The sequence below is a fragment of the Leucobacter salsicius M1-8 genome, assembly GCF_000350525.1.
Taxonomy (GTDB): Bacteria; Actinomycetota; Actinomycetes; order Actinomycetales; family Microbacteriaceae; genus Leucobacter; species Leucobacter salsicius.
Window position 1 is genome coordinate 65,289 of record NZ_AOCN01000013.1, and the last position, 17,662, is coordinate 82,950.

General features: G+C 65.2%; 15 protein-coding genes. 6 read left to right on the forward strand and 9 right to left on the reverse strand.

The window, feature by feature from the left end; all coding sequences use genetic code 11:
• Positions 1-24 precede the first annotated feature (24 nt).
• Positions 25-2,160: an MMPL family transporter gene (locus C795_RS0104910; RefSeq protein WP_017792646.1), complete on the reverse strand. Its 2,136-nt coding sequence runs from the start codon at positions 2,158-2,160 to the stop codon at positions 25-27.
• A 520-nt stretch (positions 2,161-2,680) separates the two neighbouring features.
• Here C795_RS0104910 and C795_RS0104915 point away from each other — a divergent pair.
• Entirely contained in the window at positions 2,681-5,161 is a 2,481-nt protein-coding gene (locus tag C795_RS0104915) for a helix-turn-helix transcriptional regulator (RefSeq protein WP_083879137.1), read from the forward strand.
• A 68-nt stretch (positions 5,162-5,229) separates the two neighbouring features.
• Here C795_RS0104915 and C795_RS15260 read toward each other — a convergent pair whose 3' ends face one another.
• The gene (locus tag C795_RS15260) at positions 5,230-6,597 is read right to left on the reverse strand and encodes an NAD(P)-binding domain-containing protein (protein WP_033349146.1); all 1,368 of its coding nucleotides are present in this window, start codon (positions 6,595-6,597) and stop codon (positions 5,230-5,232) included.
• 433 nt (positions 6,598-7,030) lie between these two features.
• Here C795_RS15260 and C795_RS0104925 point away from each other — a divergent pair, with 433 nt between their 5' ends.
• Positions 7,031-8,404: an FAD-binding oxidoreductase gene (locus C795_RS0104925; protein WP_017792649.1), complete on the forward strand. Its 1,374-nt coding sequence runs from the start codon at positions 7,031-7,033 to the stop codon at positions 8,402-8,404.
• 9 nt (positions 8,405-8,413) lie between these two features.
• Here C795_RS0104925 and C795_RS0104930 read toward each other — a convergent pair whose 3' ends face one another.
• The gene (locus C795_RS0104930; protein WP_051053760.1) at positions 8,414-8,884 is read right to left on the reverse strand and encodes a hypothetical protein; all 471 of its coding nucleotides are present in this window, start codon (positions 8,882-8,884) and stop codon (positions 8,414-8,416) included.
• A gap of 155 nt (positions 8,885-9,039) precedes the next feature.
• Here C795_RS0104930 and C795_RS0104935 point away from each other — a divergent pair, with 155 nt between their 5' ends.
• Complete coding sequence (locus tag C795_RS0104935) at positions 9,040-9,447, forward strand: ankyrin repeat domain-containing protein (protein WP_017792651.1); 408 nt, start codon at positions 9,040-9,042, stop codon at positions 9,445-9,447.
• Positions 9,448-9,455: 8 nt separating this feature from the next.
• Here the strand turns inward: C795_RS0104935 and C795_RS0104940 are convergent, their stop codons facing one another.
• The 3 genes from C795_RS0104940 to C795_RS0104950 all read right to left on the reverse strand — a co-directional run bounded on the left by C795_RS0104940 (position 9,456) and on the right by C795_RS0104950 (position 11,939).
• The gene (locus C795_RS0104940) at positions 9,456-10,541 is read right to left on the reverse strand and encodes an NAD(P)-binding domain-containing protein (protein WP_017792652.1); all 1,086 of its coding nucleotides are present in this window, start codon (positions 10,539-10,541) and stop codon (positions 9,456-9,458) included.
• 75 nt (positions 10,542-10,616) lie between these two features.
• The gene (locus C795_RS0104945) at positions 10,617-11,261 is read right to left on the reverse strand and encodes an SDR family oxidoreductase (protein ID WP_026139460.1); all 645 of its coding nucleotides are present in this window, start codon (positions 11,259-11,261) and stop codon (positions 10,617-10,619) included.
• A 102-nt stretch (positions 11,262-11,363) separates the two neighbouring features.
• On the reverse strand, positions 11,364-11,939 hold the full coding sequence (locus C795_RS0104950; protein ID WP_017792654.1) for an NADPH-dependent FMN reductase: 576 nt from the start codon (positions 11,937-11,939) through the stop codon (positions 11,364-11,366).
• Between the two features lie 174 nt (positions 11,940-12,113).
• Between C795_RS0104950 and C795_RS0104955 the strand changes: the two genes are divergently transcribed.
• Both C795_RS0104955 and C795_RS16840 read left to right on the forward strand, forming a co-directional pair.
• Positions 12,114-12,581 (forward strand): MarR family winged helix-turn-helix transcriptional regulator, encoded by a 468-nt coding sequence (locus tag C795_RS0104955; RefSeq protein WP_017792655.1) that lies wholly within the window; start codon positions 12,114-12,116, stop codon positions 12,579-12,581.
• Between the two features lie 56 nt (positions 12,582-12,637).
• Positions 12,638-13,517, forward strand: a protein-coding gene (locus tag C795_RS16840; protein ID WP_157486967.1) for an IS5 family transposase whose coding sequence is annotated in 2 segments (ribosomal slippage) — positions 12,638-12,985 and positions 12,987-13,517 — 879 coding nt in all. Because the reading frame shifts where the segments join, the coding sequence is not laid out codon by codon here.
• Here the strand turns inward: C795_RS16840 and mmsB are convergent.
• Positions 13,514-14,428, reverse strand: a complete 915-nt coding sequence (gene mmsB / locus C795_RS0104970; RefSeq protein ID WP_017792658.1) for a 3-hydroxyisobutyrate dehydrogenase — start codon at positions 14,426-14,428, stop codon at positions 13,514-13,516. The genes C795_RS16840 and mmsB overlap by 4 nt on opposite strands.
• 146 nt (positions 14,429-14,574) lie before the next feature.
• Here mmsB and C795_RS16520 point away from each other — a divergent pair, with 146 nt between their 5' ends.
• Positions 14,575-15,429: a GNAT family N-acetyltransferase gene (locus tag C795_RS16520; RefSeq protein WP_017792659.1), complete on the forward strand. Its 855-nt coding sequence runs from the start codon at positions 14,575-14,577 to the stop codon at positions 15,427-15,429.
• Between the two features lie 96 nt (positions 15,430-15,525).
• Here the strand turns inward: C795_RS16520 and C795_RS0104980 are convergent, their stop codons facing one another.
• The gene (locus C795_RS0104980; protein ID WP_017792660.1) at positions 15,526-16,629 is read right to left on the reverse strand and encodes a baeRF3 domain-containing protein; all 1,104 of its coding nucleotides are present in this window, start codon (positions 16,627-16,629) and stop codon (positions 15,526-15,528) included.
• 145 nt (positions 16,630-16,774) lie between these two features.
• On the reverse strand, positions 16,775-17,617 hold the full coding sequence (locus tag C795_RS0104985) for an aldo/keto reductase (RefSeq protein WP_017792661.1): 843 nt from the start codon (positions 17,615-17,617) through the stop codon (positions 16,775-16,777).
• Between the last annotated feature and the right edge of the window lie 45 nt (positions 17,618-17,662).

Below are 17,662 nucleotides of genomic sequence, written 5' to 3' on the forward strand. Positions count from 1 at the left end.
TGTGCGGGCTATCGGGCTGCCGGGTTACCGGGCCGCGCCCGCGAGCTCGGGTGCCGGGGCGTCGTCGGGCTGGGTATCCCCTGCCGAGACGCCCGGTCGTGCGTCGTGCTTGCCGCCGCGGCCCGGCCACCAGATCTTGTCACCGAGCAGCCCGAAGATCGCGGGAACGATCACGGTGCGCACGACCAGCGTGTCAACAATCACGCCGAAGCCCACGATGAGACCCAGCTGGCCGAGGGTAACGAGGGGCAGCACGCCGAGCGCTGCGAAGACAGCGGCAAGCACGATGCCGGCGCTCGTGATGACGGCACCCGTGTGGGTGACCGCGCGCACCATGCCCTCGCGGGTACCGTGCTGCTCGGCCTCGGCGCGGGCCCGGTGCACGAGGAAGATCGTGTAGTCGATGCCGAGCGCGACGAGGAACAGAAACGCGAGCAGCGGCACCTGCAGGTCAAGCGCGTGCTGATCGAATACGACCCGACTGAGCCAGGCACCCGCCCCGATCGCGGCAGCGGCGCTCGCCACGTTCGTGAGCAGCAGCAGCACGGGGGCGACCAGCGAGCGGAGCAGTATCAGCAGCACGACGAAGCTCACCCCCAAGATCAGAGGCGCGATCACCAAGAAGTCGCGGTCGTTACCGGCGCGCGCGTCGACGTCGGTGGCAACGCCACCGCCCACGAGTGCGTCGGCACCCGGGACCGCATGGGCAATCTCACGCAGCTGCTCCACCTGCGCCAGCGCCTCGGGCGTTCCCGGAGCGTACTCGCCGGTCACCATGACCTTGGTCAGGGCCCCGTCGGCAGTTTCGCCGGCGGGATGCGCGCGCACCACACCGTCGACGTCCTTGACCGCGGCCACCACGTCGGGCGCCTGTGCCGAGTTGACGACGATCATCGTGGGCTGGGCCTCGCCCGCCGGGAAGTGCTGGGAGAGGGTCCCAAGGCCCGTCGCTGACTCCGACTGCACGCGGAACTTCTCGACCTGGTTGAGCCCCACCGTGGTGCCCGCGAGCCCCGTTGCCATGATGGCGAGCAGCAGCCCGCCCGCGACGAGGGCACGCACCGGGCGGCGCACGACGGCTGACGCGATCCGGTTCCACCCGCTCGCGCGCTTCGGGGCCTGACCCGGGCGCGGCACGAAGGGCCAGAACACGCGGCGTCCGCACACGGCGAGCAGCGGCGGCAGCGCGAACAGCACCGCAGCGAGGGCGATGACGAGGCCGAGCGCGGCCGAGAGGCCGAGGCCGCGGGTGCCGGGGATCACGGCGAACATGAGGGTCGCGAGCGACAGCACGACCGTGACGTTGGAGGCGAGGATCGCGGGGGCGGTGCCACGCCAGGCGGCGGCGAGGGCGTCTCGGTGATTGTCGGTAAGCAGCAGCTCCTCGCGGTAGCGCGAGATGAGGAGCAGCGCGTAGTTGGTACCCGCGCCGAACACGAGCACGCTGATGATGCCGGAGTCGAACTGCAAATCGAGGGCGCCACCGAGGGCATTCGTGGCGAGGCTGGCCAGGCGGTCAGAGAACGCGACCACCACAAGCGGGACGAGCCACAGCACCGGCGAGCGATAGGTCACGATGAGCAGGATCGCGACGATGAGGATCGTGACAGCGAGCAACGTGAAGTCGGCGCCCTCGAAGGAAGCGGCAACGTCGGCGCCAAACGCGGGACCACCCGTCACCTCCAGGGTCAGGCCACTGGGAGCGTTGTCGGCGATGGCGGCGCGCAGCTCCTTAATGGTGCCCGCAGTCTCGGTGTTGCTGTCGCCCGTGGTGAGGGGCACGACCATGATTCCGGCCATGCCGTCGTCACTTACGAGCGGGCCAGACGCGGCCTGATCGGGGCCCTGATCGCCCACCGCTGCTTCGAGCGTGGGGGTGAGGTCTGTGAGCGCCTGCTGGTCCTGTGCGTTCAGCTTGGCACCGTCATCGCGGGTAGCGACGACCAGCACGGGCTGCACGTCGGCGTTGGGGAACGTCGCGAGCAGGTCTTGCGCCTGCGCGGACTCAGAGTTCGGGGCCGCCTGGGCGTTGCCGCCGGGAGCCTCGAAACCCGAGAGCAGACCGAAGAGTGCGATCACGGCGACGAGCACCGCGACGAGCGAGATGCGCGCGCCGCGCTTTGAAGTGAGCGCGTGCGCTAGAGAACCAGATTTTGCCATGATTCCAGCAAAGCCGCTTTGGGGTGCTGCGGCATCGGGGACTTGGCTGGTCCTGGAGTCATCCTTTTGGTTGATACGGGCGGGGCAGGGCGCGTGATGCGGCACCGCTTGAAGCATCAATCCGGCGTAGAGCATCACCTTTCGTGCAGAAGTGGTGCTCTACGCCGGATTGGTGCGTTTCGCGCGCACGCATGCTCTCGGCCCGAAAGTCGGGTCGGGACCGCAGCCAACTGCTGCGCCGCAGCCGACGCATTCGTCTGGCGCAGACTATTGGGAAAGAGTGCACACAATCCACCAAGCTGCGTGGTACAGCGACTCAATGCAGTGACTACGCACACCAGCCCCACCCGACACCCAAGTACGCACATAACACTGCAGGTGTAGTTCGGGCAGTACGCACACGCTCCCCAACATCACGCACTCACGGCAATGGCTTCCTCGGGGAAAGTGCAGGATGATTGCACAGAACCGGCTAAGCTTTGTCACCGTACGACAGTCGTAGTGCTATTCAGGGGGCACCATGCCAAACAGGTCTGCGCGCTCGCGTGCTGTACTGATTTCCCAGCTCGTTGGGTATCTTGAGGTACCCGGAGGCACGCTGGCCATCGGTCCTACCGCGTCCGGCAGGTCACATGTGCTCGCTGCTGTGGCCGCAGCCCTCAGCAGCGTCGAAACACCGTACGTACTGATCCGATGCAGCGAGCACGTGGGCGAAGAAACGACCGATGCCGACCTCGCTCGAGATCTTCCGCCCGCCACCGTTCTGCTCATTGATGACTTCGAGCTGGCGAGCGAAGAGCTGCTGCGCTCGCTCGGCCAGCACTGGGCGGCCGGCGGAAGTTCGCTCTGCACCATCGCCGAGCAAACCACCGGCGACACCTATGACGCGGTGCTCATGCGCGCGCTCAACACCGGCCCGACCCTGCGGCGCACGCTCGAGTCGGCACGCCACGTGCAGATTCCTGCCCTCACTGACACCGAGGTGGCCGAGCTGATTCATGAGTCGAGCCCCCGCATGCTCGATTCAGCCAACATCTCCTCGATTCAAGCCCTCGCCTGGGGGCGGCCGGGCTGGGCGCTCGACCTCATGCAGATCTCACAGTCTGATCGCATCTCGGTCACGCCCTCACCGGCCATTTCGAGCGTGCGCCTCAGCGACTTTTCGCTGCCATACCTGCGTTCGGCCGAGGGACTCACGAGCGCCCTACCGCTCGAAGCCGTCGCTGGCGCCACCGTGCTGTCGGAGGTAGATCCCCTCACCCTCACGGGCGCGCGCGACCTGATCGGCGCGGTCGCGGTCGACACGCTGCTGCAGCACGCGGTACTGATTCAGACCAAATGCCGCACAGGGTTGTACAGCGTGCCAATCATCTACGCCGCGTCGCTTCCTCGCCTCTCGAGCGTCACAATCGACCCGATGCGCGAACGTGCCGCACTCCACTTGCTCGCGCAGGAGGAGCTGGGGCTCCCCCTCTCGACGAGCGACGCGTTCTTTTGCACGCGCGCCCTGCAGCGGCCCGACGCAGTGACCTCCCCTCAGGCGCACGAGGCGCAAGCCAGCCTCCTCCATCGCACCGCCGCTGACTTCATTGCTTTTGGTGAGGGCGGTGAGGCGCGCGCGCTGCTGCTGCGGGCGGGCACCGGATCCGGTGCTCTGAACCCGCTCCTCAAGGCGCGCACGGCTACCGTGTTGAGCTCGCCGCTTGCCGGGCTTGATGTGCTTATGAAGAACCGCCGGCCCGATGCCCAGACACCAACTGAGCGAAACCAGCTGCTCGGGGAGCTGTATCTGCAAGCCCGGTTGGCCGCAGAGGTGGGGCTCAGCACCGAGAATCCGCTCTACCCCCGGTCTGACTCCCTCGCCGGACCGGTGTCTCGCGCAGCACTCGAGGTGTTCACAATGTGGAACGACACCAGTTCCACCGACCTGGACACCGAACGACTGCACGAAATCTCGGTCACGCACGAGGTCCCCGAGATCGCTCTCGCTGCCGAGCTCCTGCTCGAGCTCGAGCTCGTGCGCAATGGCTTTCTCCCCCGCCGTGACCTCACGCTCGCTGACCTGACCTCGCGCATCGCGAATTCAACGATGCACTCCACGGTCGAGCTGCGTGACATCGTTGCGACGGTCGTGCTGGCCGAGGGCCTCATCGTGTTCTTCCTGGCGCAGCATGCGCGTTTGGGCGGGCAGCTGCGCGAGATCATCTCCCGCATGCCCGCGCCCCACCGCCACGTACTGTGGGCCAATCACCTCCTCGCGACGGCCGAGGCCCTCGCGTGTGGAGACCTCGACCGCGCGCAGCTCGAGTGGGGCCGGTTTGAGAAGCGTGTGCCCCGCTTTATCCCGGCCCGGTTGCAGATGACCATTTCGCACATTGGTGCCCGACTCCGTACCCCCGAGGCTCCGATCACCAGTACCTCGGCCGTGCACGAGCAGGTCTTCGCCTACTTTGCGGGCCAGTACGATCTGGTTTCACCGACGCAACAGCAGCTCGCGCCGATTGGCAGACGATCCCCCGGCATTGTCTCAAGCGTTGCTACTGAGTGGGTCCCCATGCTCACCCTGGCGCAGCGGCATCTGAAGGCCCAGGCCGACGATAACCCGGCCGAGCTTCTGCGCGTCGCCGCGGCGCTAGAGGAGCGGGAGCTCTGGGGGCCGGCGCTCACGGCCGTCAGCACGGCGCACGAAATCTTCACGCGCAGGCGGTCGAGCGCAAACATTGCTCGCTGTGATGAGATTCAGCTCCGGATCGCGGCCGCCGCCAAGGCGCGCTTGGCGTGGTTCACGCCGCCCAATCTGGCCACGAACCAGCGCACGGAGCTGACGCCGCGCGAGCTCGACGCCGCCAAGCTTGCGGCCGAGGGTCTCAGCAACAAGGAAATTGCCGAGCGCATGCAGTGCAGCGTGCGCACCGCGGAGTCCCACGTCGCCCGTGCTCGCGCAAAGCTCGGCGCACGCAATCGTCACGACCTGGCCGAGCGGCTCCGAGCTGCCGCCTAGAACTCCAAAAACACCGCGGGCTCCGGATCACAGAAGCGATCCGGAACCCGCGGTGCATTGAGGTCTTGTTATACCGCAGCCTGCGGCTGCGGTAGCTCGAGGTACCGCTCAATCGAGTCGTCGAACTCGGCAAGCCACGCGGTGTGGTGGCGCGCCGCCATCGTGCCAGTGATGACCGACGGGTAGACGCGGTCGCGATAGGTCAGGATATTCTCCTGCTTGTCTGCCTTCCAGGAGAGGAAGGTGCGCACGACCTCGTCGAGGTCGAACATGGGGTAGTCCGTCGCCTCAATGAGGTCGCGAATGTAGTCGGCCTGAAACTGGACCTGAGCCTCGCCGGTGTCGGCCGCCATGAAACGTTCGTGCCACGCTTGCGCGTGTGCGGCGCGATCCGTTGCGTTCGGCAACTCGGCGCGTCCCAGAATCAGGTCGCGCACGTACCAGGCCTGAGCATCAAACATATTGAACGTGAACCACTGGTCCTGCGCCCCCAGGTAGTACAGCTTGGGATTCTTCTGCCAGACCACGCCGCGGTACAGGCCCTCGGGGTAAAGGTTGTTCGGTGAATCAATATGCATGTCTCGCGACAGGAATGGGTAGTGGTGCAGGTAACCCGTGCACAGAATGACGGTGTCGAACTCGCGGGTCTGACCGTCAACGAAGGTGGCCACGCGGCCGTCGAATCCGACGATCTCAGGCACTTCCTCCATACCCTCCGGCCAGGCGAAGCCCTGGGGCTGTGAGCGGTAGCTCATCGTGACCTGCGCGGCACCCATCTTGTGCGCCTGCACGCCGATGTCTTCAGCCGAGTACGATCCTCCAATGAGCAACACCCGCTTGTCCTCGAGGCGCTCGGCGCCACGAAACTCGTGCGCGTGAATGACTTCACCGGGAAATGACTCCATCCCGGTGAAGTTGGGAACGTTCGGAAAGGCGAAGTGGCCGGTCGACACGATCACTTCGTCGAATGTCTCGCGCTTGGTCTCTTTCGAGCGCAGGTTGTCGACGATGAGCGTGAACTTCTCGGTCTCTTCGCTGTACTCAACCCAGCGCACGGCATGGGCGAAGCGAACACGGTCCTTCACGCCCGACTGCATGGCTCGGCCGTTGATGTAGTCCCACAGCACCTCGCGCGGAGGGTAAGACGAGATCGGCCGACCGAAGTGGTCGTCGAAGGTGTACTCTGCGAATTCGAGCGCTTCCTTGGGCCCGTTTGACCAGAGATTTCGGTACATGCTTGAGTGGACCGGCTCACCGTAGTGATCGGTGCCGGTGCGCCATGAGAAGTTCCACTGGCCGCCCCAGTCGTCCTGCTTCTCGTAGCAAATGATTTCAGGGTTCGTGTCCCCCTGGAGCTCCGCTGCCGCGAATGCTCGCAGGGCCGCCATTCCGCTGGGGCCCGCTCCGATGATCGCAATTCTCTTTTGCTGTTGCACATCAACCTTTCCGACCGAGGGGCTCTCCCCCAGCCATCAATATTCCGTTTTCAAGGACCCCCTGCCGCGCGCGCGTTGCCGAACGACACGACCTTCGTCGCCACACGGACAGAAAAGTCCACTTATTTACCATCGCAGATAAGCAGCAATAGTCAAGTTGGGGATGTTTTTGTAAAATTCGATAATTTTTTGCGGCTTGGGTGCCGCGGTACTGACCCCTCACTGCACCGTTAACCTCGTGACCGCGTACCGCACCGCTCGCCACACCCTGCGCCTGCACCTTTTGTGCCCCTTGTCGAGGCCTTGTCGGCCCGCAGACGCTGCCCTAAAATCGCCGCATTGGAGCCCGGATCTCCCCCAGGAGAATCCCCCATTCCCCCATCTCCGCGCCCCGCCTCCGAGCTCCGCATCGGTGCGCACAAAGGACCCAATCATGGCAACCAACACTGCTGATGCCCTCCGCTCGCATGCCTCCGGCGAGGTGTTCGCGCCCCCTGACCCCGGCTTCGCCGAGGCCCACGCGGGTTTCAATCTGGCCGAGCAGCACCAGCCCGACCTCGTACTTCGGGCCACCAACGAAGCTGACGTCGCCGCGGCCGTCAAGCTCGGCGCGACCTCGGGCCTCCCGGTGCGCGCGCAGGCCACTGGCCACGGCATCGGCATTCCCATGCCCCGCGGCATCCTGGTCTCGACGGCAGGCATGCGGTCGGTCCACATCAACCCGGCCCGGCGCACCGCGACTGTCGGCGCCGGGACCCAGTGGCACGAGGTCATCAACGCCGCGGCCCAACACGGCCTCGCCCCGCTCAGCGGGTCATCTCCGACCGTCGGCATCGTGGGGTACACGCTCGGCGGCGGTATGGGGCCCATGGCCCGCACCTTCGGGTTTGCCTCCGACCGTGTGCGTCGCCTGCGCATGATCGATGCCACTGGCCGAACCGTTGAGATCGACGCCGAACGCGAGCCCGACCTGTTCTGGGCCCTTCGCGGCGGCAAGCCCTGGGTGGGAATCGTCACCGAGACTGAGTTCGAGCTCGTCGAGGTGCCCACCTACTACGGCGGGTCGATCTTCTTTGCGGGCGATCACGCCGAACGGGTGCTCCACGCGTTCGCCCAGTGGGCCCCCACCGTCCCCGATGCGGTGAGCACCTCGATCACACTGCTGCGCCTCCCCGATCTCCCCATTTTTCCCGAGCCCCTGCGGGGTCGGCTCTCGGTGCACCTGCGGTACGTACACATCGGTGATCCGGCGCAGGGAGCCGAATGGCTGGCCCCGATGCGGGCCGCAGCGACCCCGGTCCTAGACCTCGTCGCGGTCACCCCCGCCGTCGCCATCGGTTCGGTGCATCAGGATCCCACCGAGCCCATGCCCGCCCGCGATGACAGCATTCGGCTGCGCGAGCTCACGCCGGCGACGGTCGACTCGCTGCTCGAGGCGGCGGGCCCCGGAGTCGATACGCCGCTGATCATGGCCGAGGTGCGGATGATGGGTGGCGCACTCGCGCAGGCTGGCACCCACGACTCTGCGGTGGGCGGGCGCGACGGTGCGTTCAATGTCTGCGTCATCGGCCCGTATCCGCCGCCGCTGCGCGAGGCCGTCGACGCGGCGAGCGCCGCGACGCTCGGGGCCCTACAGCCCTGGGCGCTCACCGGCTCACTCATCAATTTCCAGGGCTATGCCCTCGCCCCGGATCAGGTGCGCGCGGCTTGGTCACCCGAGGTGCGCGGGCGGCTCGATGCGATCGAGCGCTCCTGGGATCCGGATCACCTGTTCCAGACCGCCTTCTCGCACGCGCGTGGCGACTAGCCGGGTAGCTCAGCCGCCGAGCAGCAGCTCGCGGGCGTGCGTGTACTTGGCGGCGAGCCGCTCGCGCGTGGGCTCATCGAGCTGCACGGTGCGAGTGGGGTCGGTGTTGTCGTCGATGTCAGCAAGTTTCACGTGCAACGCGATGGGGTCGCGCCGGATCACGCGGTAGTAGTCATCTGGTGCGACCCCGTGTCGGCGCGTGAGCAGGATCACCGCATCGACCACGGCGTCGGGAATCCCGGCATCACGCAGGTCATCGGGCAAGATGTCGCAGTCCTCGACAGTGTCGTGCAACCACGCCGCGGCGTGCTCGAACGGTGCGGCATGCGGGTCGAACCGGGCGGCGACGCGTCGCGGGTGCTCGATGTAGTCGTCGCCGTTCTTGTCGGCCTGGCCGCGGTGCAGGATCGTCGCGATTGCCTCGGCCCGTGCGGCGAGTGCAATCGCTGCGTCGTGCTCGAGCGGCGCGTGGGTCGTCATCGCCCCATCTTCGCACGTGCTCATCATCCCCTTGGCGTCCACAACACAATCGAGTTGTAAGAATTTGTGGTTTGGAGGCCCAGAATCCACAAGTTTGCCCAAGTCGATTGCCCGGCGGCCCCTTCCGCCCACGACACATCGGCGACAATAGAACCATGACTGAATCGAACACCGAGCTTCCCGACGACGCCCTCGAGTTTGCGCACCGCCTGTTCGATGGCGCCCGCACGGGCGATACCGCGCTCGTCACCAGCGCGATCGACCAGGGCGTTCCCCTTGAGCTCACCGACGAGAAGGGCAACACATTTCTGATGCTCTCCTCGTACCATGGCCACACGAGCCTGGTGGCAGAGCTGATTCAGCGCGGCGCCGACGTCAATCGCCCCAATGATCGCGGGCAAACGCCCGTCGCGGGCGCGGTGTTTAAACGCCACAACGAGATCGTGAGGCTCCTACTCACCGCGGGCGCAGACATCAACGCCGGCGTCCCATCCGCCCGTGCGGCCGCCAACATGTTTGGCATCGATCTGACTGAACTCATGAACGGCGACACCGACCTGTAGCCGGGTGCCTACGCCGCTTCGAGCGCCCGCTCCGAAACGATCATCGCGCGCACCACGTCGCGACCGGCCCGGTTCGCCCCGATTGTCGACTGCGAGGCTCCGTACCCAATCACGAACAGGCGTGGCTCATCGAGCGAGCGACCCGCCGCGACCCGGATCCCGCCATGGGGCGTGCGCAACCCCAGCGGTGACAGGTGCGAGAGCTCCGCACGAAACCCGGTCGCCCAGAGGATCACATGGGCGCGCTCAAATGAGCCATCCGGCATGCGCACGCCGCCCGGTTCAATGCGGGTGAACATGGGGTGGCGCACGAGCACACCGCGCTCGTCGGCCCGCTCAACCCACGGCGCACGAAACATGCCGGTCACCGAGGCCACGCTCTGCGGGGCGAACCCCTGTCGGGTGCGTTCCTCCACGCGGGCGAGCGATTCAACAATCTGGCCCTGCGCGAAGAGGTCCTCCCACACGACCTCCCTGCGGGTCACCCACAGGGTGTCGGCGTGCCGCGAGATCTCCTCGAGCTGCTGCGTCGCCGAGATACCAGCGCCCACGATCACGACGCGCTGGCCCGCGAATTCCGCGGCAGAAACGTAGTCTCGCGTGTGCAGCTGCCGCCCGCGAAAGGTCTCGCGGCCAGCCACGTGCGGCCAGTACGGCCGGTTCCAGGTACCCGTCGCATTGATGACGTACCGAGCCAGCCAGGTACCCGCGTCGGTCTCGACACTAAGCCCGACGGCAGCATCGGAGGCCCGGCTCACCGCCTGCACCCGCACGGGGCGCCGGATCTCGAGCCCCATGCGCGCTTCGTACTCACCGAAGTAGGCGGGCAGTACGTACCGGCTACTCCCCCGCGGATCGGCGGCTGGCACCCGCATGCCGGGGAGCTCGTGAATACCGTTCACGGTCGCCATCTTGAGCGACTCCCAGCGGTGCCGCCACGCGCCACCGGGCCCCGCTTCTCCGTCGAGCACGACGTAACTCTGGTCGCCGGGTTGCGCGCGCGAAGCGGGCACGAACCCGCGATGCTGAATATGGTAGGCCGCCGAGAGCCCGGCCTGGCCGGCCCCGATCACGAGAACATCGACTGGCTGCATGTTCCCTTCAACCGTGGCCTGCACCCCGGCATTCCCCGGGTTCGCCCGCGGCCAAAATCGCGCATCGATCTGGGGCTAGGCCCGAATCGCCTCGGCAATCGGGACCTCGCCATCATTGAACCGGATCGTGCGGTGAATCGTCGTCGCATCATTCAGCACCGCGGCGATCACGCGGGCGACCGTTTCACGGGAAACATGGCCCGACGCTTCGGCGTGCACGTCGATGCCGCCGGTCGAGGGTTCGAGGGTGAGCGAGCTCGGCCCGAGCACCGTCCAGTCGAGACTCGATGCGCGCAGGTGCTCGTCGGCGGCCGCCTTTGCCTCGGCGTACGTCCAAAACGAGTGCGCCGAATCGATCCCGTGCTCCTTCGACGAGCCAAAGTACGACACCATCACGTAGCGCTGCACCCCGGCCCGCGCGGCCGCATCCATGGTGCGTATCGCGGCGTCGCGGTCGACCGAGAGGGTGCGCGCGGGGTTGCCGCCACCCGCTCCGGCAGACCACACCACGGCGTCGTGGCCGGCGATCAGTTCGGCGAGGGCGGCCTCGTCAAGTGCCTCGACGTCTGCGACCAGCGGCGTCGCGCCGGTCACCCGCACAGCGTCGGCGTGATCCGGATTTCGAATGATCGCCGTCACCTCATGGCCGCGCTGTGTCAGCAGCGGCTCCGTGAGCATCGCGATTTTGCCGTGGCCACCAAAGAGAATCACCCGAGTCATACCCGCAGCGTAGCCCCGCAAACACAAAATCCCCGCCACGAAGCTGGGGGACGCTTCGTGGCGGGGATCTCACGGCCCGAGGGCCGTTCAGTTGTGTCGAGCTTAGGCCGCGACGAGTGCGCCCTCGCGCACCTGCTTCATCGCGTTGGTCCACACGACGAGCTGATCGAACATGGGCTCGACCGAGGCGGCCTGCAGCTCGGTGGGCTTGAAGGTCGAGAAGTTCTCGAAGTCGGTGAAGAGCGAGAACATGCCCTGCTTCTGCACGTGTGCGATCTGCAGCTCCGAGAGGATGCCACGCAGGTGCTCGACGGCACGCACGCCGAAGGCCGAGCCGTAGCCGACGATGCCGGCTGCCTTGTTGGCCCACTCGTTGTTCAGGTAGCTGATCGCGTTGGCGAGCGCCGGCGGCACCGAGTGGTTGTACTCGCCGGTGATGAAGATGAAGCCGTCGAACTCTGCGATCTTCGCAGCCCAGGCCTGCGTGTGCTCCTGAGCGTACTGGCCGTAAGCGGCGGGCATGGCCTCATCGAGCACGGGCAGGTTGTAATCGGCGATGTCGACGAGTTCGTACTCGGCGTCGCCGCGCTCGACAACGCGATCAAACACCCACTCGGCCAGGCCGTAGTTGATGCGGCCGGGGCGGGTGGAACCGGTGATGATGGCGATCTTGGTCACGATACTCCTGTAGTTGTATGGCCCCAGTCACTGGGGAAGTTCATGAAGCGAAAGCACATCAATGCGAACGCATGTAAATATCTTCACACACGATTCGCTTCCACGCAAGCTATTTTCTGGATTACTATTGAACTAGGATTTTCGCTGCCCTCGCGGGCATCTCAAGGAGCACTCATGAATGACCCAGCCGCAACGAGCATCGATGACGCGACGGCAATCGAGCTCTGGGGGCGCGTGATTCACGGCTTCATGGCAACCAACCGTGGCCTGCACGCCCACCTCAAAGCGCAGTTTGATCTCACCGAGGCCGAGGTCGAAACCATGCTGAGCCTGTTTCGCTGCCCGGATCACCGATCGCGCCACAACTCGCTCGCCAAGGGTGCAGGCTTCTCAACGGGCGGCTTCACCAAGATCGCCGACAAGCTCACCGAGCGTGGCCTCACTGAGCGCGCGGCGTGTGCCGAGGACCGGCGCGTGTCCTACCTCGCACTCACCAGCGAGGGCCTTGAGCTCGCCTCGCGGTTGACCTCGGTCGCAGCCCAGCTCAACCGCGAGCGGTTTATCGATGTCCTCGGCCTTGAGCGCGCACAGCTCGTCGCCGATGCCATGACGGAGCTCTACCGGGCCCACACCTCCCGCTAGTTGCCACTAGGGCGTGTCTGTTAATTGATTCTTAAGGAAGCTGGGATCGTGGAACCATGTCACGATTCCAGCTTCTATCTGATGAGCAATGGGCTCTAATCTCCGATTTGATGCCAGGCCCGACCGGGAAGAAGGGCCGCCCCTTCGCTGATGCCCGGTTGATGATCGAGGCGATTATCTATCGGTACCGGTGCGGAATCGCGTGGCGCGATCTGCCCGAAACCTTCGGGCCATGGCAAACAGTGTGGCAGTGGCACCACCGGATGGCGAAGGATGGTACTTGGGGCCATGTACAGGCTCGACTACACGAGTATGCCGACCGTGCAGGGATGGTCGATTGGGATGTGTCAGTGGACTCCACGATTGCTCGCGCACACCAGCACGCGACGAACGTCACCCGCCTAAAAAAGGGCTTCGTCGAATTACAAGAATCTGCTGACCGAGCCGCCTGATCACGCGATTGGCCGCTCCAGAGGCGGCCTCTCGACGAAAACTCATCAGCTCGTCGACGGGCATGGTTTACCGTTGGTGACGATCTGCACGGCCGGGCAGGATGGTGATGCGCCCTTGTTCATTCCGTTGATGGAACAGCTGCAGGTTGGTCGCCGCACCCGTCCAGTTGCGGCGTTGGGTGACAAGGCGTACTCGTCGCGTGGGAACCGAGCGTATCTGCGTCAGCGTGGCATTGAGGCGGTAATTGCTGAGCCTCGTGATCAGCAAGGGCATCGGAAACGACGGGGTTCACGGGGTGGTCGGCCGCCGAAGTTTGATGCGGATAAGTATCGAGGCAGGAACGTGATCGAGCGTGGTTACTGCCGGTTGAAGCAGTGGCGTGGGCTTGCGACCCGGTATGACAAGCTCGCGGTTGTGTACCGGGCCGCGGTAGTGCTCAACGGGGTGATCGCTTGGCTCAAACATTTAACAGACACGCCCTAGTTGTCGCCGGGTGCCGCCCCGCGCTCTTCGCTGCGCGCCCGCACGTCGAGAATGATGGCCGAGAAATCGAGTCCGTCCCCCGAACCGTCAGTAAAGGCTCGGTACAGCGCGCTCGCGAGCCGTCCAACCTGCGCGTCAACCCCCACGTGATCGAGTGCAGCCTCAGCCAGCCCGAGGTCCTTCGCCATGAGGGCTGTCGAGAACCCCGGGGCGTAGTGATGATTTGCGGGGCTCCCTGGCACCGGCCCGGGCACCGGGCAGTTTGCGGTGAGTGACCAGCACTGCCCCGATGCGTTCGATGCCACATCGAACAGCGCCTCGTGAGAAAGCCCGAGCTGCTCGCCGAGCACAAACGCCTCACTCACCGCGATCATTGAAGCGCCGAGAATCAGGTTGTTGCACACCTTTGCCGCCTGCCCGAGCCCCGACCCACCGCAGTGCACGATGCGCTGCCCCATGGCCTCAAGCACTGGCAGTGCCGCGGCAAAGTCCTCGTCGGAACCTCCCACCATGAACGCGAGCGTTGCAGCCTCTGCCCCCACCACGCCACCCGATACAGGCGCATCAATACCCCGGTGCCCGGCCGCCAGCACGAGCGCGTGCGCCGCTTGCGCGTCCTCAACCGAAATCGTCGACGACTCAATAAACAGCGAATTCGGGGGCGCCGCCTCAAGAATTCCTGCAGCGTAGAGCGCAAGGACACTACTGCCCGTCTGCAATACGGTCAGCACCACTTCGGCACCGATCACAGCCTCCTGCGCCGACACCGCAGCCCGCACCCCGCGAGCGTGAGCTGCCTCCAGCGCTGCTGGCACCAGATCAAAACCTGTCACCTCATGCCCGGCCAGCACGAGGTTCGCGGCCATCGGCCCGCCCATATGCCCCAGCCCGATCACGGCAATGTTCGTCATGACACGCTCCCTTCGTCAGGTGAGCGTCGCCCTCAAGGCCAGACCGTGAGCGCCATCGCTCAAACTACCTTCATGGTACCTAGCGGGCTCGTCCCTGACCAGGGCCGGTCGGGCTTCTCCCCTCGCACGGCGGTACACTCGCAGTCATGAGCGAAGCCGAACGCCCCAGCAACTCCGCCAACTCCGATGCCGTGCAGGTCGACTTCGGCGGCGCCGAGCTACTGCAAGATCTGCAGCCCCTCTGGGAGGAACTGTTTGCACACCAGTTCTCGGGTGAGGCGGCCGGTCTCCCCGTGCAACAGCAACCTGACAGCTGGCCCCTCCGTCTCGCCCACTACGAGCGCATCTTCGACAGGCAGCCCGCGTTTGTAATCCTCGCGCGCCAGGGCAAGAAGGCCGTCGGTTACGCCCTCGCCTACGCCGACGAGCCCATCGAGGGGGCCGGCGATGGCCCGGTCGTGACGATCGAGTCGCTGATTGTTGTGCCCGAAATGCGCGGGCAGGGGCTGGGCGGCTGGCTCCTCGAAGAAGCCGAGGCCGAGGGTATCGACCAGTGGGGGGCCGAGGTCAGCGCGCTCGAAGTTCCTGCGAACGACCCCGCCGCCGCCGAATTTTATGGTCGCTTCGGATTCGTTGAACGCGGCGAGACCTGGATGCGCCCAGCCCCGCAGGGCGAGGCAGTGGGCACACAGCACATCGATGATGACCGGCTCGGTGACCTGCTCGACGAAGGGTCAGAACTGTTTGCGCTTGGCGTGGAGGAGGGACCCGACAACATTTGGTTGTCCTCCGAGGTGCTGACGCTCTGCCAGCCCGAGCCCGGCTACCCGGCAGACCCTGCCGCCCTCGAGGCCGTGCTCGCACCCTTCGCTGAAGCCGGGGCATCGTCAGTGCTTGTGGCGCTCGACGATTCGTCGGATTCAAACTGGGGCGAAGCACTCACGAGCCTTGGATTCCATCGGGTGCTGCGTCTCGTGACTCGCCCGCTCGTCATCGACTAGTCGGGGCACGTTCCCGCTTTACACACCGGATCCCCGCGCTCGACTCGAGCGCGGGGATCCGGTGTGTAGGGCCGACCGCAGTGGGCGCCCACGCGGTCAGTACCTAAAGGTTGCCAAGCCTCTGCTCTCGGTCTCGCCGAGCGTACGAAGCGCTCCCGAGCTCTTGAGTGTGCCCACCAGGGCACGGTTGGCGAGCGCCTGCACGTCCTCGCCCACGAACTGGGTGTGGTCGCGGGGCAAGAAAAGCGTTTCCACCCGGCCCCCCTCGGCAGCATTCGCGATTTCAGCGATATCGAACGAGCCCTTGCCGGCGTGCGCGACCGACCGCGCGTGATCTTCTTCTTCGGCCTCGTGCGCGGACTCGTGGGCATTCACAAGTCGCCAGGCTGCCGAACGCAACTGATCCGGCAGCAGGTGCTCTGGATTACCCGCGATTGCCTCGTCAAAGATTGCCGGATATGTGCAGGCCTGCTTGAAGATCGGCAGGTACTCATTTACCGCCGCGAGCACAAGCAGTTGCGACCGGGCTGTGCCCAACCGCCCCCCTACCGCATGCCCGACCGCGCGAATGTACTTCTCAAGCAGGGTGCGGTTGATGTCACCCTCGGTGCCCTGAAAGCTTGCGGTGCCGTGGGTTCCGGCAGACCCTGCCCGGACGTCGACAACTCGCTCGGGCAGTTCGTCGATAACATCATCAAACGAGGCCGGAATGTTTTCGAGCGGCAGCTCTTCAATGACATTTCTCGTCGTATCAAACAGGCGCACCGCGTTCTTAGCGAGGGCCAACACATACAGCTTTCGGTCGCTCGCGAGCACAGGGGCGAGCGGCAGCATGTCGAAGCTTTCGCCGATCGTGAGGCTGGCGGGCAGTTCGACCGGCACGCGGGTCGCCTGGAAGAAACCGTCCGCGACAAATACGACCAGGCTGCGACTCTGCAACCTCCAGTACGACGAGTCATCGAGCAATTCAACAGCGGGTGCGAGCAGCCGTGAGACCTCAGCTTCAGTCTGACCCTCCGCGACGAGACTGTTCTTCGCATCACGCAGCTGGTTCTTCAGCGTTATGACCGAGAGGGAGTCGGTACTGCCGGTAACGTCAGTCGGAACAATGATGGTGACCTTGGTTCCAACAACCTGCTGCTGGTCAAGGACGCGGCTAAAGTCCAGGGAGTCAACGGTTCCTTGAGAATGGCGTTCCATTAATCTGTGTCCTACTCTGGCGCCTCGCGCCGCTCGGTGTTCAGAATCGATCGCAATTGCTCGAAACCATATCAACTACGGTCGATTCTGAACACCCCTGGGCTATGCACGAGTGACCACCGAATCCGCCCCGGGGCGGCCGCCGCTAGCCGTTGAACTCGGCGGGGGTCGGGCCGATTCGGCCCGCCGCGCCAGGCAGCTCCAGCGCGGTGATCGCCGCGATATCGGTGTCCCCCAACTCGAAGCTAAACACGTCAAGGTTCTGGGCGATGCGCGCCGGGGTCACCGACTTGGGAATTACGATGCGGCCCTGCTGCAGGTGCCAACGCAGGATCACCTGTGCCGGGGTGCGCTCGAGCTTGTCGGCGAGGGACACGACGACGGGGTTGGCGAGCATCGATCCCTGCGCGAGCGGACTCCACGCCTCGGTCGCGACGCCATGGGCCCGGTTCCAGGCGACGGTGTCCGCCTGCTGCAGGCCCGGGTGCAGCTCGATCTGGTTCACTGCGGGTACGGTACCCCCGAGTGCCACGAGGCGGTCCAGGTGCTCGGGCAGAAAGTTGGAGACGCCGATCGAGCGGCTGCGGCCCGACGCTTTGATCTCCTCGAAGGCGGTCCAGGTGTCGAGGTAGCGATCATTTGCGGGTGCCGGCCAGTGAATGAGGTATAGGTCGAGCCATTCGAGCCCCAGCTTTTCAAGGCTGGATTCGAAACCTGCCGCGGTGCCCGCGCCCTGATCCGTGTTCCACAGCTTGCTCGTAATGAACAACTCTTCGCGGGCAATGCCCGATGCGGCGATGGCATGCCCGACGCCCTCTTCGTTGCCGTAAATTGCAGCGGTGTCGATGCTGCGGTAGCCGGCCTCGAGCGCGGCCGATACTGCGGCCTCGGTCTCGTCATTGGGGACCTGAAATACGCCGAAACCGATCTGGGGAATCTCGGCTCCGCTGTTCAGAGTGATGGTGGGGACTACTGGGTTCGTTGACACGATGAGTCTTCTTTCTGGAGGGTACTGACGTGAAATTGTGTTGTG

Coding starts and splice junctions, on each gene's coding strand:
- C795_RS0104915 (WP_083879137.1), top strand. CDS start 2,681: ATGCCAAACAGGTCTGCGCGCTCGCGTGCTGTACTGATTTCCCAGCTC.
- C795_RS0104945 (WP_026139460.1), bottom strand. CDS start 11,261: ATGACTCGGGTGATTCTCTTTGGTGGCCACGGCAAAATCGCGATGCTC.
- C795_RS16520 (WP_017792659.1), top strand. CDS start 14,575: ATGAGCGAAGCCGAACGCCCCAGCAACTCCGCCAACTCCGATGCCGTG.
- C795_RS0104935 (WP_017792651.1), top strand. CDS start 9,040: ATGACTGAATCGAACACCGAGCTTCCCGACGACGCCCTCGAGTTTGCG.
- C795_RS0104930 (WP_051053760.1), bottom strand. CDS start 8,884: ATGACGACCCACGCGCCGCTCGAGCACGACGCAGCGATTGCACTCGCC.
- C795_RS0104980 (WP_017792660.1), bottom strand. CDS start 16,629: ATGGAACGCCATTCTCAAGGAACCGTTGACTCCCTGGACTTTAGCCGC.
- C795_RS0104910 (WP_017792646.1), bottom strand. CDS start 2,160: ATGGCAAAATCTGGTTCTCTAGCGCACGCGCTCACTTCAAAGCGCGGC.
- mmsB (WP_017792658.1), bottom strand. CDS start 14,428: ATGACGAACATTGCCGTGATCGGGCTGGGGCATATGGGCGGGCCGATG.
- C795_RS0104925 (WP_017792649.1), top strand. CDS start 7,031: ATGGCAACCAACACTGCTGATGCCCTCCGCTCGCATGCCTCCGGCGAG.
- C795_RS0104955 (WP_017792655.1), top strand. CDS start 12,114: ATGAATGACCCAGCCGCAACGAGCATCGATGACGCGACGGCAATCGAG.
- C795_RS0104940 (WP_017792652.1), bottom strand. CDS start 10,541: ATGCAGCCAGTCGATGTTCTCGTGATCGGGGCCGGCCAGGCCGGGCTC.